Raw genomic sequence first — 16,877 nt, 5'->3', positions numbered from 1 at the left:
GAGGAGTAATAAAAACTTTTCGCGCAGTGGGACAACAAGTGAATATTTTATTTGCAGTATCAGAATGTGTACCGTTTGTGAAATCGGGAGGATTAGCTGATGTAGCGGGTGCACTCCCAAAAGAGCTAAAAAAATTAGGAGTGGACGTTCGTATTATACTTCCGAATTATAGTCTCATTCCGCAAAAGTTAAGAGATGGATGTACGTTACATAAAGTAATTAACGTCCCTCTTGGGTGGAGAAATCAATATTGTGGAATTTTAAAAGGTGAGCAAGACGGAATTACGTATTACTTAATAGATAATGAATATTATTTTAAGAGAGATTCTCTGTATGGGCATTACGATGACGGAGAGCGTTTTTCTTATTTCTCAAAAGCAGTGTTAGAGTGTATTCCGCACCTTGATTTTGAAGTGGATGTTCTTCATAGCCATGATTGGCATACGGCTATGGTTAATTTCTTACTTCGTGAAAAGTATCAAGATAAACCGTTATATGAGCGTATTAAAACGGTATATACGATTCATAACTTGCAGTTCCAAGGTGTATTTCCTCCTGAAGTGATGTACGACTTGTTAGAGCTTGGTGATGAATATTTTCATAGTGAGCAGCTAGAGTTTTATGGAAACGTAAACTTTATGAAAGGCGGTATTATTGCTTCGGATCAAATTACAGCGGTGAGCCCGACGTATAAAGAAGAAATTCAATATAAATTTTTCGGTGAGAAGTTAGATGGATTACTACGAAAATATAATGATAAGCTTAGCGGCATTGTAAATGGTATTGATACGAGCGTATATAATCCAGAAACGGATTCGTATATTAAGGCCCAGTATGATGCAGAGTCATTATATGAAAAGAGTGAAAATAAACGCGCCTTGCAGCGTTATTTTGGTTTGCCAGAAAAAGAGGATACACCAATTATTTCAATGGTAACGAGATTAACGAAGCAAAAAGGTCTTGATTTAGTACGTACTGTATTCCGCGAAATAATGGAAGAAGATGTACAATGTATTATTTTAGGTTCAGGTGATTCGGAATATGAGCAATTCTTTGAGTGGATGGCATATGAGTATCCGGAGAAGGTAAAAGTTTATATCGGATTTAATGAAGAATTAGCTCACCAAGTGTATGCGGGAAGCGATTTGTTTTTAATGCCATCGCTGTTTGAACCGTGTGGACTTGGACAACTTATAGCATTAGCATACGGTACAATTCCAATTGTAAGAGAAACAGGTGGGTTAAACGACACGGTACATTCTTATGATGAAGAAACAGGCGAAGGAAATGGTTTCAGTTTCACGAATTTTAATGCACATGACATGCTACATACGATTCATCGTGCAATTGAATTCTATCACGATAAACCAGTGTGGGAGCAGCTTGTAAAACAAGCGATGAATGAAGATTATAGCTGGGAGCAATCGGCTCTTGCTTATAAGGAATTGTATAAAAGTCTCATGGAATAACATGTAGGTGGTGAAAAAATGTTTACTCATGTTGAAAGTTTTAAATCAACTTTTCTAGAAAAGTTAGAGACGATGTATGGTAAAAGTTTTAAAGATTCTACAACTCGTGATCAATATAATACGCTCGGCCATATGGTACGTGAGTATATGAATAGTCAATGGATTGCAACGAACGAGAGTTATCGATCCGGAGAGCAAAAGCAAATGTATTACTTGTCTATTGAGTTTTTGCTTGGACGTTTGCTTGGAAGTAACATCTTGAATTTAGGTATTCGAGATGTATGCGAGCAGGGGTTATCTGAACTAGGAATTTCGTTACAAGAGTTAGAAGAAGTGGAAGCAGATGCAGGCCTTGGTAATGGTGGGCTTGGACGCTTAGCAGCCTGTTTTCTCGATTCACTCGCATCTTTAAACTTACCAGGACACGGCTGTGGAATTCGTTATAAACATGGTTTGTTTGATCAGAAAATTGTTGATGGTTATCAAGTTGAATTTCCAGAACAGTGGCTTCTTCATGAAAACGTATGGGAAGTAAGAAGGTATGATCAAGCTGTAGAAGTAAGTTATTTCGGCAGTGTTGAACCGCTAGAAATTGACGAGCGTTTAGAGTTTAGGCATACAAATGCAGAAGTCATTATGGCCGTGCCATATGATGTGCCGGTAGTTGGCTATGAGACGAGTACTGTAAATACACTTAGACTTTGGAATGCTGAACCAGTTCCTTTCCCGCAAAACTGCAAAGATATTTTGAAATATAAGCGTGAAACAGAGGCTGTATCGGAGTTTTTATATCCAGATGATACGCATGATGAGGGAAAAATACTTCGTTTAAAACAACAGTATTTCCTCGTATCAGCAAGTTTGCAAAATATCGTTCGAATGCATAGAGAAAGATATGGTGACCTTCGTCAACTACATGAAAAAATTGCGATCCACATTAACGATACACATCCGGTTTTAGCAATTCCGGAACTGATGCGTATTTTACTAGACGAAGAAAAGTTAGCATGGGAAGAAGCTTGGCACATAACGACGCAGACGATTTCTTATACGAATCATACGACGTTATCAGAAGCGCTCGAAAAGTGGCCAATTCACATTTTTAAACCGTTATTACCGAGAATTTATATGATTATTGAAGAGATTAATGAACGTTTCTGTCATGAACTGTGGGAACAGTATCCGTATGAGTGGGATCGTATTGAAGCAATGGCGATTATTGCACATGACCTTGTGAAAATGGCTCATTTAGCGATTGTCGGTAGCCATAGCGTAAACGGTGTAGCAAAAATTCATACGGAAATATTAAAGCAGCGGGAAATGCGATTGTTTTATGAATTTTATCCAGATAAGTTTAATAATAAGACGAATGGAATTGCTCATAGGCGCTGGCTTATGAAAGCAAATCCACAGTTAACAAATCTCATTTCAGAGGCGATTGGAACGGAGTGGAAGAAAGAACCGATTAAGCTTCAAGAGCTACAATTAGTTCAATATGATGCGAGTTTCCAAGAGAAATTTGCAGAGGTAAAACAAGAGCGTAAAGAGATTTTAGCAGAGCGTATTCATAATACAATGGGGATTACCATTGATCCAAATTCTATTTTTGATGTGCAAGTGAAAAGATTACATGCTTATAAACGACAATTATTAAATGTTCTTCATATTTTAAATTTATATAACCGTTTGAAAGAGGATGCTAGTTTTACATTTTATCCGCGTACTTTTATTTTTGGAGCGAAAGCATCACCTGGCTATTATTACGCGAAAAAAATTATTAAATTAATAAATGAACTCGCAAGAAAAGTAAATAATGACCCGTATGTCAGTCAATATATGAAAGTTATCTTTCTAGAAAACTATCGAGTTTCTTTAGCGGAAGATATATTCCCAGCGGCGGATGTAAGTGAACAAATTTCAACGGCGAGTAAAGAAGCATCGGGAACAGGTAATATGAAATTTATGATGAATGGTGCGATTACACTCGGAACGCTAGACGGTGCTAACGTTGAAATAAAAGACCGGGTCGGTGATGATAACTGTTTTATTTTCGGTTTAACGGCCGAAGAGGTTCTTCATTACTATCAAAATGGTGGCTATCGTGCAAGTGATTATTATCACCACAATAGACACATTAAAAAAGTAGTTGATCAATTAACAAATGGTTTCTTTGCACAATCGGGAGCTGAATTTGAAGCGATTTACGATTCTCTCGTTATTCAAAACGATGAATATTTCGTTCTGCGAGATTTTGGTCCATATGCTGAAAGACAAGAGGCTGTCGGTAGAGCTTATGAGAACCGAACGAAGTGGCTAGAAATGTCGATTTTAAATATTGCACAGTCTGGTCATTTTGCGAGCGATCGAACAATTTTGCAGTACAGTAATGAAATTTGGGGTATTGGTAATGCAGTTAAACAGTTTTAAAGAGGTTGCTATATTGGGAGATATATTATCGATTTACCAACCGAAATGGATATTAATAAATAAAACGGGCTTAATAAAATTAAGCTCGTTTTATTTATTTTGCTTAAGAAAGAAATGGAACAGTGGTATATATGATACCTGCCCCATCATACTCTCCTGTCGCAAAGTATGAAAATGTAAAGAAACCTGTAACCGTAAAAATTACAATAAGAAAAAGTGCGAAGATAAATTTTAACATGTAAGGTCCCCTCATCCAAAAATAACTTCATACATTATTATAGTATACGAATATTTTATTTCCAATTGTTTACTGGTTAAAAATGAGAAGTCAGACATGTTTTGTATGTTGTAATGGAATGATTATTTGTAATGGATTTTGTGTTTTTTGTAAATGTCATGTTGTGATGGACGTGTGCATACTCCCAATCATGATCATTAAAATTTATGTTTCGGGGAGGGAGAAGTGGGACGACATCGAACAAGTTGACGAAACGAAAGCTACTAGCTACTTGTAGTTTATAATAATTTCGAAAAGCGATATCTCCTACTTTTGGAGAAGCGAATGTATAAAGTCCATACTGTGCGAAGGCAGTATTTATACGTGCATCTAATATGTGTAATGTGGCAAGCGCGCCACCTAGACTATGCCCAGTAGCTAGCAGTTTTTTATGTGCTGGCAATGATACGAGCATATCCATAATAGAATCACGACAAGACTCATAAATAGAGAGAAAACCGTTATGGACATTTCCGCCATTTAAAGCATAAGGATAAGGTTTTTGATTGACGAGAGAATCAATAATCCAATCGGGGTCTGTTTGAGTGCCTCTGAAGGCAACAATAATTGTATCCTCAGATTCTAATATAAATCCGAACCATTCTGTTGTTTGAATGGCCTTTCCTTGAAACCCTTGTACATATTGAAAACCATCTGGTATCTCGAAAATGCCATTTTGTTTATATTGTTCATACGTTAACTCACAACAAGAAGCTAACAGTATGGCAGTGTCTTTATCAAAGGATAAAGGAGTACGCATTAAGGTAGCCCTCCTTAAGAAAAGGTATAGTTTAATATATGCGGTGAGGAACTTGATTCATTCTTTTGGAGGTGGGGAATAGCTTGTATCGCTTATCTAAATCGGTGGAGGAAATTATAAGGTCAAAATAAAACAGTGCCTGATAAAGGCACTGTTTACTCTTTTTCATCTCAAGGAATCGACTTTTTTAGTTATTCTTAATGAACTGACGCATGCGTTAGTTGCATAAGTAAGAGGTTTGAAAAAATAGCCTGTATATATTTGAACGATGAATAACTTACCTATTTTCTTGTGTTTGTTTACACTATATACAGAAAAATTTGAAAAACAAAACGTATTATTTATCTGTTTGTTTTTGCTTCTTTTTCAAATACTCCGTACGCAATTTTTCAAGTTGCTGCTTTTTATCAAATTTGGCAGGTTTCTGTTTTTCATGGAACTTTGCCACAGCTACCTGACTTTTGGAATCCAATTGATATTTTCCCACTTTGTTCACCTACTTTTCTTGTCTCTAAAGAGAATCTATTCAACAAATATAATATACCTTATTTTCCTGAAGTAAACCTTATTACTTTATTTTAACTGCTTTTTCTCGTTTGTAGACGTAAATTAAAACACCCTTTCACTACATTACTGCAAGCAAGGGTGTTTTAATTTTATTATTTTATTAGTTGATGGCCATGCCTACATAAGGGCACAGTTTACTCTTTCCCATCTAATAAACGACCAAGTCCACCTAATACACTACCTTCGCCAGTACTTTGCGCTGCTGGGCTTGTAAGGCGTGCTGCTAAGCGGCTAAGTGTTAAGGACTGAATCCAAACTGTTCCAGGACCTTCTAATGTTGCGAAGAATAAACCCTCGCCGCCAAATAGAGCTGTTTTTACTTTACCAACGAACTCGACATCATAGTTAATGTCTTTTGTCATAGCAACGAGACAACCTGTATCAATACGAAGTTTCTCACCAGGTTTTAATTCACGTTTATATACAGTTCCACCTGCGTGCATGAAAGCAAGGCCGTCACCTTCAAGTTTCTGCATGATGAAGCCTTCACCACCGAAGAAACCAGTTCCTATTTTTTTCGTAAATTCAATTCCGATGGAAACACCTTTTGCGGCACAAAGAAAGGCATCTTTTTGACAAACTACTTTTCCTTGATACTCTGTTAAATCTACAGGAATAATTTTACCAGGATAAGGAGCAGCAAATGAGACGTGGCGCTTGCCGTGACCTGTATTTGTAAATACAGTCATAAACATACTTTCGCCTGTAACGAGACGTTTACCAGCGCCCATTAATTTTCCGAATAAACCTCCAGATGGGCCAGAACCATCACCGAAGATTGTTTCCATTTCTATGTAATCTTCCATCATCATCATTGCGCCAGCTTCTGCGATCACGCTCTCTTCTGGATCTAACTCAATTTCAACAAACTGCATATCATCGCCATATAACTTATACTCGATTTCGTGTGCTCTCATTTTTTTCACCTCGTATGTAATAGATACTTATATTGTACAGAATTTAATAGGATTAGAATACTTTAGTTTTGTTAATTTTCAAATAAATTGGAACCAGCCAAAACGGATTATCAGCTCCCGCCAATCAAGCTGTCCACAAATGGCGGGATAATATATGAATATGGAAATTCAACATTATATTAAAATTATAAAAAAATGGTGGAATGAAAGTGTTCTCATTTGACGTTTTGGATATAGCGTGATATAGTGAAATCACTATTGAGCTACATAATGTGGTACGGAAATAAAGCACGTTGAATTAAAGGCTGTAAGCTTGTTATACATTCATGTCCTTTATATCCACCTTTTCATGTGGATTCATAGTTTCATTTTTATTTAGGAGGTACATGACATGCAAACAGGTAAAGTTAAATGGTTCAACAGCGAAAAAGGTTTCGGTTTCATCGAAGTTGAAGGTGGAGACGATGTATTCGTTCACTTCTCAGCTATCCAAGGTGACGGATTCAAAACTTTAGAAGAAGGTCAAGAAGTTTCTTTCGAAATCGTTGAAGGTAACCGTGGACCACAAGCTGCTAACGTTACAAAAAACTAATTAGCTAGCGATAAAAAGCATTCCGATTTTCGGAATGCTTTTTTTTATTCTTTGGAACTAGATTCATTTGAAGATAATTCACCTTTGAAGGTACGTTCTTCAAAATCATCAAGCATTTGTTCATATTCTTCATGCTCTTCTGTAGCGAAAACTTGTGGGTTTTTCCCGTACATATCCGTACCGATAAAGTTTTCAAAATCCTCCACGTAGCCTACGTTTTCTTCACTATTTACATACATGCCATTATAGTTTTTTGAATCTTGTCTTTCTAAATCAGACGGCGTTTCAGATGTTCCGTAATTTGCGACATCTTGCCACGCATCTTCCGCATCGTACTCAACAGAATTGTCCTCATCATGCTTGTGGAAAGAAGGAGACAACACTTCTTCTTCAACTGGTCGTGTATTCATATTTAACTTATTTGTCGCGTGCTGGATGCATGTTGTAGCGGTTGGCATTGCTTCCAATCTTTCAAATGGAATCTCTTCGCCAGACACTTCGCAAATGCCGTACGTACCCGCTTCTATTTTTTGCAAGGCATGTTTCGTGTCCTCAAGCTGTTTATGCCAAAGTTCAATAAGCCCGAAGTCTTTTTCCCGTTCATATAGCTCTGTAGCCATATCACCTGGATGGTTGTCATAGCTAGACAGTTCTCCTACTGAGTCACGTTCAGAAGCACGATCTGTATTTTCATGAGTTTGTATCGTTTGCTCTAGTTCTTGTTTTTGTTTTTCTAAAATGGATTTAAATTGACCTACTTGTTGTGGAGTTAACATAGTCGTCCACCTTCCTACAATTCAGTTTCTTTACATAGTATGAGCGTTGAGAGTAGGAATTATGAGATGAATTTTAGATATGAAAAAGGAGCCGCATAAGCAGCTCCTTTTATAGAAAGTATCCAAGTAATAATCCGATTCCCATTAGGAAACCGAATATTGTATTTGTTTTTGCTGTTGCAATCATCGCAGGTACCATTTCCATCGGAATGCTTTTGCCGATAAAGCCTTTCGTCGCTTTAAATGCTTTCGGCGCACTTAAAAATACGATAAGCATCCATGGTGATACGATGCCCACGATAATTAAAGCAATTGTCCAAATGTAGGAAACGATGAACATCGAAGCAAGTACACCAACCGCTCGCTCGCGTCCAACGAGAATTGCTAACGTTTTACGACCGTTTTCTTTATCGCCATCCAAGTCACGAATATTATTGGCTAGTAAAATGGCACCAATTAAAATGGAGCTTGGAATAGATAGTAAAATGACTTCTGATGTTACAGTTCCAGTTTGAATAAAGAATGAAATCCCAATAATAATGACACCCATAAATAATCCGGCTGTCAACTCTCCAAATGGTGTATATGCAATTGGAAGTGGGCCACCTGTATAAAGGTAAGCAACGGCCATACAAACAAGACCGATTGCAGCAAGCCACCAGCTAGAATTTATACAAATATAAACACCTAATAGTATTGCGATGCCGAAAAATCCAAATGCTAAGTTAAGCACTGTTTTTGGCTGAATGCCATCGCGAACGATAGCGCCGCCGATACCAACTGAACCTTCGTGATCGAGTCCTCTTTTATAATCAAAGTATTCATTAAACATGTTTGTTGCTGCTTGAATGAGAAGACAAGCAAGAAGCATCATAAGGAAAAGAGGAAGATGTATTTGATTTATACCTCCGACCTGCATCGAATATGCTGTTCCGATGAAAACAGGTACGAAAGCGGCTGTTAATGTATGGGGACGTAGTAAACTCCACCAGATGCGCCAGCCTGTTTGCTTACTTGGCTTTGGCGCCGTAGGAGAGGAATTCGTTTTGACGTTCATTTCCATGTTGAATCCTCCTTTGGTCACATATTGTACACAACTAAGTGTAGAAAAAGCATCATTTAGTGTCAACGTTTATTTTCTAGGAAGAGAAGGTGAATTTCTCAGAAATGCTAAACGTTGACAGGCCTTTCGTTTGAGGTGTATCTTAAAATCAAGCGTAATTATGACTATTTTTCGCCCATAGGGGGGAGACAATTGTGATTCAAACGAAACAAAAAGGCTTGCAAGAAGTTCTTATTGCAGCTATCAAGCGTGCAACTAACGAAAAAACATTGGTTAGTTTTGTAAAACAAATAGACTGGGTGGATCCGCTTCTGTTCTATGCAGCAGGAAAAAGGATTTCATTCGAAAATAGATGTTATTTTGCAGACCCGGCTCAGCATGTAATATTTGCAGGAATTGGCTCTGTTTTCACTATAGCAAATTCTTCTCATAAGCGCTTTCAAATCGCTCGCGACGAGTGGGAGAAAGTAAAAGAGAATGCATTTGTCCAAAGAGATGAATATGAATTTGGAACGGGTCCGCTTTTATTTGGTGGTTTTTCATTTGATCCAGAAAAAGAGAAAACGGACCTATGGAAAGAATTTAAAGATACGACATTTTCACTACCAGCATTTTTATTAACTGTAAAAAATGAAAAAGCATGGTTAACGATGAATACATTTGTTTCAGCAACAGATTGTGCAGAAACTCTTTCTAACGAAATGATTTCTTTAGAAGAGAAAATTTTGAGAGAGAGTAAATGTGCGCTAAACGGATCGAAATTGACTGTTATTTCTAAAGTAGAAGTGGATCCGAAAGGCTGGATGAAAGCAATTGAAAAAGTACAAGATGAGATGAAGCAGGGTAACGTGCAGAAGGTTGTATTGGCGAGGGAACTAAAAGTAGAGATGAATCATTCGATTGATTCTGCTCTTGTTTTAGAAGCACTTCGCATTGGTCAACCGGATTGTTACGTATTTTCTTTTGATTATAAAGGAGCATGCTTCTTAGGAGCGACGCCTGAGAGATTAATTCGCAAAGAAAATGAGAAATTTACATCGATGTGTCTTGCGGGTTCAATCGGTCATGGTCATTCTATAGAAGAAAGTGAACGAAATAGTAATACGCTTCTTCATGATGAAAAGAATTTAGCTGAACATGGTTATGTTGTTAACATGATCCGCTCGGTACTAAATGAATATTGCGAATACGTTAATATTCCGGAAAGCCCAGGCTTATTAACAACGAAAAACTTAATCCACTTATATACGCCTGTAGAAGCAAAAGGCGATGCGAGTCTTTTAACAATGGTAGAAGAATTACATCCAACACCAGCTCTTGGCGGGACACCTCGTTTGGAAGCAATGAAACTGATCCGTGATGTTGAATTGTTAGACAGAGGGTTGTATGGTGCACCGATTGGCTGGATAGATGATGAAGGAAATGGTGAATTTGCGGTTGCGCTGCGCTGCGGATTATTAAACGGCGAGAAAGCATCCTTATTTGCCGGTTGTGGTATTGTAATTGATTCAATCCCGCAGCTTGAATATGAAGAAACAAGTTTGAAGTTTAGACCGATGCTTGGTGCTTTGGAGGAATTAATGAAATGAACAATCATATAGAAGCATTATCATATTATTTAGGCGCGTTCGTGGATGAACTGACGCGTCTAGATGTATGTGATGTTGTCATTAGTCCAGGCTCACGGTCAACGCCGATTGCTTTACTAATGGAACAACACGAAGGAATGAACACATATTTACATGTGGATGAAAGATCAGCAGGATTTTTCGCGCTCGGTATTGCGAAAGCAAAAAAACGCCCAGTAGCATTATTATGTACGTCAGGAACAGCAGCAGCGAACTATTATCCAGCTGTATGTGAAGCTTTTCATTCAAGGGTCCCACTTATCGTCTTAACAGCGGATAGACCGCATGAATTAAGAGATGTGGGTGCACCACAAGCAATGAATCAATTTAATTTATACGGTACTTTTGTGAAACAATTTACAGAGATGGCACTGCCAGAAGCAAGTGAAGCGATGTATCATTACGCTCGTATGACGACGCAGCGTATAGTAGCAAATGCTTGTTTAGCACCGCAGGGTCCTGTTCATCTTAATTTTCCAGTTCGCGAGCCACTTATCCCTGATTTCTCACTAGAAAGCTTATGGGATAAAGGACGTAGTGAATATACAGGAGTAGTTCAGCAAGGAAACGCGGTGATGCCGAGTGAATATGTAGATTCTCTTGTAGGGCGCCTTTCACATATGGAAAAGGGGCTTATTATTTGTGGAGATGATAGTCATGCAGAAATCGCAATATTTGCAACGCAACTAGCTGAAAAAACTGGCTATCCTATATTAGCAGACCCACTTTCTAATATTCGTAGCGGACACCACGATAAAACGATGGTAATTGACTGTTATGATACATTTTTACGAAATGAAAAGTTAAAAGAAACATGGAAACCGGACGTTTTAATTCGCTTTGGTGGTATGCCTGTTTCTAAATCATTAACGCAGTTCATAAAAAAACAAACAAAAGCAGTTCATATCGTTGTCGATGAATCAGGACAATGGAGAGATCCAGCTCTTGTTGCGACAGAAGTTGTGCAAGCAAGTGACATTGAATTCTGCAAGGCATTAATAGAAAAAATGCCAGTTATGAAAAAGAATGATTGGTCCCTAATGTGGCAACATATAAACGAAAAAACGAAGGAAACGCTTCGTGAAATGGAAACATATGAAACTGCATTTGAAGGAAAGGTTATTACAGATATTGTGCGCGTATTACCAGAAGACGCAACGTTATTTGCGAGCAATAGTATGCCAATTCGTGATACAGACTCATTCTTCTTCACATCGGATAAAAACATCCATGTGATGGCAAACCGTGGTGTAAATGGTATTGATGGAATCATTTCGACAGCTCTAGGAGCAAGCGTTATTTGCGATCCACTTGTATTAGTAATTGGTGATTTATCATTTTATCACGATTTAAACGGGCTGTTAGCAGCGAAATTACATGAATTAAACATAACAATTGTCGTTGTAAATAATGATGGTGGGGGTATTTTCTCATTCTTACCACAGTATGAGAAAAAGGAACATTTTGAATCATTATTTGGAACACCAATTGGACTTGATTATGAGCATGTTGTCAAAATGTACGGCGGTTCATTTAGCCGTGTAAATGGTTGGGAGCAATTCCGAGAAGAAGTTCGAAAAGGAACGACGACAGAAGGTTTACACGTTGTGGAAATTTGTACGAACCGTGATGAAAACTTAACATTGCACCGTACGTTATGGGCAAAAACACAGGACGTAATTACTACATCTTTACAAGGTGAATCAAAATGAAAGTAACGCTGCAAGGTGTATCGTATGAATATGAAGTAGTCGGAAGCGGGGAACCACTTCTACTTCTTCATGGTTTTACGGGAAGCATGGAAACGTGGCGTTCTTTTATCTCTTCATGGAGTGAGCAGTTTCAAGTTATTGTAGTTGATCTTGTTGGGCACGGAAAGACGGAGAGTCCTGAAGATGTTGCGCATTATGATATCCGAAATGTGGCATTGCAAATGAAAGAACTACTAGATTACCTTCATATTGAAAAAGTACATATACTTGGCTACTCAATGGGAGGAAGACTGGCGATTACGATGGCATGTCTATATCCAGATTATGTACACTCTCTTTTATTAGAAAATTGTACAGCTGGGCTCGAAGACGAAGCGGATAGAAAAGAACGTCGTGAAAAAGATGATCGACTTGCCGATAAAATTGAGCGAGAAGGCATAGAAAGTTTTGTATCGATGTGGGAAGATATTCCGCTTTTTGCAACGCAAAAACGTTTAGCAAAAAACGTACAAGAAGCGGTGCGAAAAGAACGACTTGCTAACAACCCAAAAGGGCTCGCAAATAGCTTGCGCGGCATGGGAACTGGGGCTCAGCCTTCCTGGTGGGATGAGCTGAAAAACTTAAAAATACCTGTTCTTTTAATGAACGGAGAATATGATGAAAAGTTCTTCCGCATATTAAAAAACATCGAAAAATGCGTCTCTGACGCGAAATTTGTCAAAATTCATGGTGCTGGCCATGCAATTCATGTGGAACAACCGGAAAAGTTTGATACAATAGTAAAGGGATTTCTAAAAACTATGCAGTGATACTTTTTTCAGTAAGAAGGAAGCCACGCTTATAGGTGAAATCAGAAATATACAAGGAGGTAGTTGTAATGGCTATTGAATGGGTAAAAGAAGGCAATTACGAAGATATTATTTATTCAACATACAATGGTATCGCAAAAATTTCGATTAACCGTCCTGAAGTACATAACGCATTCCGTCCAAAAACGGTAATGGAGTTAATCGACGCTTTTGCACAAGCTCGTGATGATGCAAATGTTGGCGTTATCATTTTAACAGGTGAAGGGGGACGTGCATTCTGTTCTGGCGGCGACCAAAAAGTTCGCGGTCATGGTGGATATGTAGGTGACGACCAAATCCCTCGTTTAAACGTATTAGACTTACAACGTCTAATTCGCGCAATTCCTAAACCAGTTATCGCAATGGTAGCAGGTTATGCAATCGGTGGTGGACACGTACTTCATATCGTATGTGACTTAACAATCGCTGCAGACAACGCTGTATTCGGACAAACAGGTCCTAAAGTAGGAAGCTTTGACGGTGGATACGGAGCTGGTTACTTAGCTCGTATGGTAGGCCACAAGAAAGCTCGCGAAATTTGGTACCTATGCCGTCAATACAACGCTCAAGAAGCGCTTGATATGGGCTTAGTAAACACTGTAGTACCATTAGAAGAGCTTGAAGCAGAAACAGTACAATGGGCACAAGAAATTTTAGCAAACAGCCCAATGGCACTTCGTTTCCTAAAAGCTGCATTCAACGCAGACACAGACGGTCTAGCTGGTATTCAACAACTAGCTGGAGATGCAACGTTATTGTACTACACAACTGACGAAGCGAAAGAAGGTCGCGACGCATTCAAAGAAAAACGCAGTCCGGACTTCGGTCAATTCCCTCGTTTCCCGTGATCAAACCAAAAGCGAAAGCGGCTTGTTTAGAACAAGAGGGCGTTGGAACTCCTGACGTAGAGGCGCTTTTTGCCTCGTAGGAAGGCGTGAAACGACCGACTGTTCTAGCCGCTGTAGCTGGATGAAACCAAAAGCGAAAGCAGCTCGTTCAGAATGTGAGGGGGATGGAGCTTCTGACGTAGAGGCGCTTTTTGCCTCGTAGGAAGAAGTGAAGCCACCGAACATTCTAGCTGCTGTAGCTGGACGTGACCAAAAGCGAAAGCGGCTCGCCAATAAAGTGAGACGCAACGAAAAGGTCAAACCGGAAACAAAACAACTAAGAGACTTGATATCATATCAAGTCTCTTTCTTTCATGAAAGGAGAATGAATGATGGAGACGATGCCAAATTGGTTAATGCAACGTGCATTTTTAACACCAGATCGCACTGCAATTGAAATAGAGGAAGAGAAAGTTACTTTTATGGAGCTGCATGAAAAAGTAGTATCTGTTTGTGAACACCTCACGCATGTTGGAGTGGAGCGAGGGCAAAAGGTGGCTGTTCTGATGAAAAATGGTATGGAGATGATTACAGTTATTCACGCCCTATCGTACCTAGGGGCAGTAGCTGTGCTTTTAAATACGCGTCTTTCAAGAGAAGAGCTACTTTGGCAAATGGATGATGCTGAAGTTGTTTGTTTAGTAACGGATCAAGATTTTGATGCTAAAGATGTTCCTGTTTATTCATTCGCCGAAGTGATGAATGGACCAAAAGAGGAAGCCTCTATACAAGAAGAGTTTTCTTTAGAAGAAACGATGACAATCATTTATACGTCAGGGACGACAGGAAAACCGAAAGGCGTTATTTTAACGTACGGTAATCATTGGGCAAGTGCGGTCGGCTCTTCGCTTAACTTAGGGCTTCGTGATGATGATTGCTGGTTAGCTTGTATGCCGATGTTCCACGTTGGCGGACTATCTCTTTTAATGAAAAATATTATGTATGGCATGCGCATTTTACTCGTTCCGAAATATGATGCGGATTTTATTCATAAAGCACTTCAAACGAGAGGCGTAACGATTATTTCTGTCGTTTCTAAAATGTTAACTGATTTATTAGAGAGACTTGGGGCAGAGACATATCCATCTTCTTTACGATGTATGTTACTTGGCGGAGGACCAGCGCCGAAACCGTTATTAGAAACGTGTGTAGATAAAGGAATTCCTGTGTATCAAACGTACGGTATGACAGAAACGTCTTCGCAAATTTGTACGTTATCAGCTGATTACATGTTAACGAAAGTAGGATCAGCTGGAAAGCCACTATTTCAGTGCCAGCTTCGTATCGAAAAGGACGGCGTAGTAGTGCCGCCACATGCGGAAGGTGAAATCGTAGTAAAAGGACCGAACGTAACAGGCGGTTACTTTAACCGTGAAGATGCGACGCGAGAGACTATTCAAAATGGATGGCTTCATACTGGCGACCTCGGTTATTTAGACAAAGAAGGGTTTTTATACGTATTAGATCGCCGCAGTGATTTAATTATTTCTGGCGGAGAGAACATATATCCAGCTCAAATTGAAGAAGTGTTGCTTTCTCATCCGGCAGTAGCGGAAGCTGGTGTTGTCGGCATGGCTGACGATAAATGGGGACAAGTACCAGCTGCTTTTGTTGTGAAAAGCGGGGCGGTAACAGAAGAAGAAATTCTTCATTTTTGCGAGGAGAAATTAGCGAAATATAAAGTGCCGAAGAAAGCATGTTTCTTAGAGGAATTACCACGTAACGCTTCGAAAAAATTGTTAAGACGAGAGTTAAGACAATTAGTGGAGGAGATGTAGGTGGAAATAAAAAAAGCGACACTGTATATAACGGAAATGCCACTCGTAATCCCGTTTGCTGCAAGCTACGGGACTTACGAAAAGCGTGAGAGTATCGTTATTGAATTAGAGGATACGGACGGGTACATTGGATTTGGGGAAGTCGTTGCATTCTCTGAACCGTGGTATACGGAAGAAACGGTGAAGACAGCGCTGCATGTACTGCAAGACTTTTTAATACCTGATTTATTAAAGGCTGAAATTTCTCATCCGAATGAGGTACCGGGTCTATTTCAACATATAAAAAGAAACCGAATGGCAAAAGCCGGAATAGAGGGGGCTGTTTGGGATTTATATGCGAAGCGTCAAAAGAAATCGTTAGCGACATTGCTTGGCGGAACGAAGTCTGAAATTGAAGTCGGCGTTGTAATTGGGATCAATACGATTCCGGTTATGTTAAAACAAATCGAGAAGTACGCAGAAGAAGGATACGAGCGTTTTAAAGTAAAAATAAAACCGGGGCATGATTATGAGTTATTGAAAGAAATCCGTAAAGAGTTTCCGCATATCCCGCTAATGGCAGATGCAAATTCAGCATATACATTAGCGGATACAGAGAGGCTGAAACGACTAGATGAATTCCAATTAATGATGATTGAACAACCGTTAGCGGATTACGATTTTCTTGATCACGCGGAGTTGCAAAAGAAAATTGAAACGCCGATTTGTTTAGATGAAAGTATTCATGGTTTAGAAGACGCACGCGTTGCAATTACGCTTGGTAGTTGCCGCATCGTTAACATTAAGCCAGGGCGAGTGGGCGGATTAACAGAGTCGGTTCAAATTCATAATTATTGCATGGAGCATACCATACCCGTTTGGTGCGGCGGTATGGTAGAAATGGGGGTTTCACGAGCGCAAAATGTTGCTCTTGCTTCACTGCCGAACTTTACGATTCCTGGTGATATATCCGCTTCTAGTAGACATTGGCAGAGGGATATTATTTCACCGGAAGTGACGCTTGAGGGCGGGAAAGTGATTGTGCCGCAAAGCGTTGATGCTGAGTATGAAGTAGATCGCGGAAGATTGGAAGAAATTACGAAGCAGCGGATTGTTTTTGAGCGGTAAATGGAAGTTTCATTAGGATGCCCGCAAGTAGCGAGAGGATTTTGTCGTTCATTGTCGGTAAGTCGATAT

15 protein-coding genes are annotated in these 16,877 nt (G+C 39.2%); 9 read left to right on the top strand and 6 right to left on the bottom strand.

Annotated features, from left to right (window positions below):
- Nucleotides 1-38 precede the first annotated feature (38 nt).
- Together glgA and glgP are read left to right on the top strand one after the other, a co-directional pair.
- Nucleotides 39-1,469, top strand: coding sequence for a glycogen synthase GlgA (gene glgA, locus MR168_RS10010; RefSeq protein WP_086411547.1), 1,431 nt, complete (start codon nt 39-41; stop codon nt 1,467-1,469).
- Between the two features lie 18 nt (nt 1,470-1,487).
- Nucleotides 1,488-3,896 (top strand): glycogen phosphorylase, encoded by a 2,409-nt coding sequence (gene glgP, locus MR168_RS10005; RefSeq protein ID WP_086411543.1) that lies wholly within the window; start codon nt 1,488-1,490, stop codon nt 3,894-3,896.
- A gap of 103 nt (nt 3,897-3,999) precedes the next feature.
- Here glgP and MR168_RS33325 read toward each other — a convergent pair whose 3' ends face one another.
- From MR168_RS33325 to MR168_RS09990, 4 genes are all read right to left on the bottom strand, one after another.
- Nucleotides 4,000-4,134: a hypothetical protein gene (locus MR168_RS33325; protein WP_000911075.1), complete on the bottom strand. Its 135-nt coding sequence runs from the start codon at nt 4,132-4,134 to the stop codon at nt 4,000-4,002.
- A gap of 76 nt (nt 4,135-4,210) precedes the next feature.
- On the bottom strand, nt 4,211-4,933 hold the full coding sequence (locus tag MR168_RS10000) for a lipase family protein (RefSeq protein ID WP_001260111.1): 723 nt from the start codon (nt 4,931-4,933) through the stop codon (nt 4,211-4,213).
- A gap of 337 nt (nt 4,934-5,270) precedes the next feature.
- Complete coding sequence (locus MR168_RS09995) at nt 5,271-5,420, bottom strand: hypothetical protein (RefSeq protein ID WP_000521639.1); 150 nt, start codon at nt 5,418-5,420, stop codon at nt 5,271-5,273.
- A 214-nt stretch (nt 5,421-5,634) separates the two neighbouring features.
- Nucleotides 5,635-6,417, bottom strand: coding sequence for a TIGR00266 family protein (locus tag MR168_RS09990; RefSeq protein WP_001201257.1), 783 nt, complete (start codon nt 6,415-6,417; stop codon nt 5,635-5,637).
- Between the two features lie 391 nt (nt 6,418-6,808).
- On the opposite strand from MR168_RS09990, the gene cspD reads away from it, so the two are divergent.
- On the top strand, nt 6,809-7,009 hold the full coding sequence (cspD, locus tag MR168_RS09985) for a cold-shock protein CspD (RefSeq protein WP_001193054.1): 201 nt from the start codon (nt 6,809-6,811) through the stop codon (nt 7,007-7,009).
- Nucleotides 7,010-7,053: 44 nt separating this feature from the next.
- Here the strand turns inward: cspD and MR168_RS09980 are convergent, their stop codons facing one another.
- Together MR168_RS09980 and MR168_RS09975 are read right to left on the bottom strand one after the other, a co-directional pair.
- Complete coding sequence (locus tag MR168_RS09980) at nt 7,054-7,785, bottom strand: yteA family sporulation protein (RefSeq protein ID WP_000957396.1); 732 nt, start codon at nt 7,783-7,785, stop codon at nt 7,054-7,056.
- Between the two features lie 109 nt (nt 7,786-7,894).
- Complete coding sequence (locus MR168_RS09975) at nt 7,895-8,848, bottom strand: 1,4-dihydroxy-2-naphthoate polyprenyltransferase (protein WP_000425766.1); 954 nt, start codon at nt 8,846-8,848, stop codon at nt 7,895-7,897.
- A 194-nt stretch (nt 8,849-9,042) separates the two neighbouring features.
- Here MR168_RS09975 and MR168_RS09970 point away from each other — a divergent pair, with 194 nt between their 5' ends.
- The 6 genes from MR168_RS09970 to menC all read left to right on the top strand — a co-directional run bounded on the left by MR168_RS09970 (nt 9,043) and on the right by menC (nt 16,808).
- Nucleotides 9,043-10,437, top strand: a complete 1,395-nt coding sequence (locus MR168_RS09970; RefSeq protein ID WP_242291245.1) for an isochorismate synthase — start codon at nt 9,043-9,045, stop codon at nt 10,435-10,437.
- On the top strand, nt 10,434-12,188 hold the full coding sequence (menD, locus tag MR168_RS09965) for a 2-succinyl-5-enolpyruvyl-6-hydroxy-3-cyclohexene-1-carboxylic-acid synthase (RefSeq protein ID WP_086411541.1): 1,755 nt from the start codon (nt 10,434-10,436) through the stop codon (nt 12,186-12,188). Before MR168_RS09970 ends, menD begins: the two co-directional genes overlap by 4 nt.
- The gene (menH, locus tag MR168_RS09960; RefSeq protein WP_016123511.1) at nt 12,185-12,997 is read left to right on the top strand and encodes a 2-succinyl-6-hydroxy-2,4-cyclohexadiene-1-carboxylate synthase; all 813 of its coding nucleotides are present in this window, start codon (nt 12,185-12,187) and stop codon (nt 12,995-12,997) included. Before menD ends, menH begins: the two co-directional genes overlap by 4 nt.
- A 68-nt stretch (nt 12,998-13,065) precedes the next feature.
- A complete protein-coding gene (gene menB / locus MR168_RS09955) occupies nt 13,066-13,884 on the top strand; it encodes a 1,4-dihydroxy-2-naphthoyl-CoA synthase (RefSeq protein ID WP_000963881.1) in 819 nt (272 codons plus the stop codon).
- 371 nt (nt 13,885-14,255) lie between these two features.
- Nucleotides 14,256-15,701 (top strand): o-succinylbenzoate--CoA ligase, encoded by a 1,446-nt coding sequence (locus MR168_RS09950; RefSeq protein ID WP_140159341.1) that lies wholly within the window; start codon nt 14,256-14,258, stop codon nt 15,699-15,701.
- Nucleotides 15,702-16,808, top strand: a complete 1,107-nt coding sequence (menC, locus tag MR168_RS09945; protein ID WP_086411539.1) for an o-succinylbenzoate synthase — start codon at nt 15,702-15,704, stop codon at nt 16,806-16,808. It abuts the gene before it with no gap.
- Nucleotides 16,809-16,877 lie beyond the last annotated feature (69 nt).

The organism is Bacillus cereus group sp. BfR-BA-01356 (genome assembly GCF_022663635.1).
GTDB classification, from domain to species: Bacteria; Bacillota; Bacilli; order Bacillales; family Bacillaceae_G; genus Bacillus_A; species Bacillus_A cereus.
This window is presented reverse-complemented; position numbering and strand designations above follow the sequence as displayed.

Excerpts from the sequence above, each read along its gene's own strand:
- glgP (WP_086411543.1), top strand. The coding sequence starts at position 1,488 with ATGTTTACTCATGTTGAAAGTTTTAAATCAACTTTTCTAGAAAAGTTA.
- menB (WP_000963881.1), top strand. The coding sequence starts at position 13,066 with ATGGCTATTGAATGGGTAAAAGAAGGCAATTACGAAGATATTATTTAT.
- MR168_RS33325 (WP_000911075.1), bottom strand. The coding sequence starts at position 4,134 with ATGTTAAAATTTATCTTCGCACTTTTTCTTATTGTAATTTTTACGGTT.
- MR168_RS10000 (WP_001260111.1), bottom strand. The coding sequence starts at position 4,933 with ATGCGTACTCCTTTATCCTTTGATAAAGACACTGCCATACTGTTAGCT.
- cspD (WP_001193054.1), top strand. The coding sequence starts at position 6,809 with ATGCAAACAGGTAAAGTTAAATGGTTCAACAGCGAAAAAGGTTTCGGT.
- MR168_RS09975 (WP_000425766.1), bottom strand. The coding sequence starts at position 8,848 with ATGGAAATGAACGTCAAAACGAATTCCTCTCCTACGGCGCCAAAGCCA.
- MR168_RS09950 (WP_140159341.1), top strand. The coding sequence starts at position 14,256 with ATGGAGACGATGCCAAATTGGTTAATGCAACGTGCATTTTTAACACCA.
- MR168_RS09990 (WP_001201257.1), bottom strand. The coding sequence starts at position 6,417 with ATGAGAGCACACGAAATCGAGTATAAGTTATATGGCGATGATATGCAG.
- MR168_RS09980 (WP_000957396.1), bottom strand. The coding sequence starts at position 7,785 with ATGTTAACTCCACAACAAGTAGGTCAATTTAAATCCATTTTAGAAAAA.
- menH (WP_016123511.1), top strand. The coding sequence starts at position 12,185 with ATGAAAGTAACGCTGCAAGGTGTATCGTATGAATATGAAGTAGTCGGA.
- menD (WP_086411541.1), top strand. The coding sequence starts at position 10,434 with ATGAACAATCATATAGAAGCATTATCATATTATTTAGGCGCGTTCGTG.